Below are 805 nucleotides of genomic sequence, written 5' to 3' on the forward strand. Positions count from 1 at the left end.
CGCCCAACTGGCGCAGGCGTTGCGCTTGTTGTTCGGTCGGTTCGAGTCGGAATTTGTAGGCTTTCAGAATTTGCATTTAGCGCTCAGTGTGTAGCATTATTGCCATATCTATTAAGCCCGATTGAGTGACAGAATGCAATTCACTACCTGATTACCCATGACCCTCAGCCAGCTTCAAGAGCCGATATGGCATCGGAGGGCTTGCCACGACTGCATGCCCCAATTCAACCAACATGCTCTTGAGGTCAAAACGATGATTAAACCGGAAGCAGTATTCAGCAAGATGCCTTGGTAAATGCTTCGCTCCGAGCGTATGACAACTGCCCCGCAGCGAGTTTTTCACATTTCCTATCATCGTGTTTACCCAGTTGAATGCCGGATGATCCAGCCAGTCCAGGTTGCCCCCGGTGACAACACCCAGGTGCTCACAATTGGCCTCCTTGACCGCTTTGAAACAGGCCAATCCATCGGATATCACCGCGCTACCACTGGCAATATGCCGTTTTGCCCAATCAGCAACGGACTTGGTTTTGAAACCATCGACCACCGTCATCCGCATCTTGATTGGATGTCCTTCCTTGTTCAGGGCCACTGCTGCCACAAACGGCGTCTTGCCTGCCACGCCCCGACCCCGTTTGCCACCACGGCGCTCGCCACCTCAGTAGACATCATCGAGCTGAATGATGCCGCTGATGGGCTGCTTGTCATCGGACTCTTTCATGGCTTGCAGCAGCTTGTGCTTGAGCATCCAGGCGGTGTCATATTTGACGCCCAACTGGCGCTTTAGCTCCATCGCTGACAAGCC

Annotated in this window: 1 pseudogene; it reads right to left on the reverse strand. The window is 53.2% G+C overall.

From position 1 onward, the window contains the following. Window positions 1-151: 151 nt before the first annotated feature. Window positions 152-805 (reverse strand): annotated as a pseudogene (locus MUW49_RS18615) (IS1595-like element ISKpn3 family transposase); the annotation flags it as partial.

The sequence above is a fragment of the Aeromonas sp. LsrichE-8G genome (assembly GCF_022869435.1).
GTDB lineage: Bacteria > Pseudomonadota > Gammaproteobacteria > Enterobacterales > Aeromonadaceae > Aeromonas > Aeromonas caviae.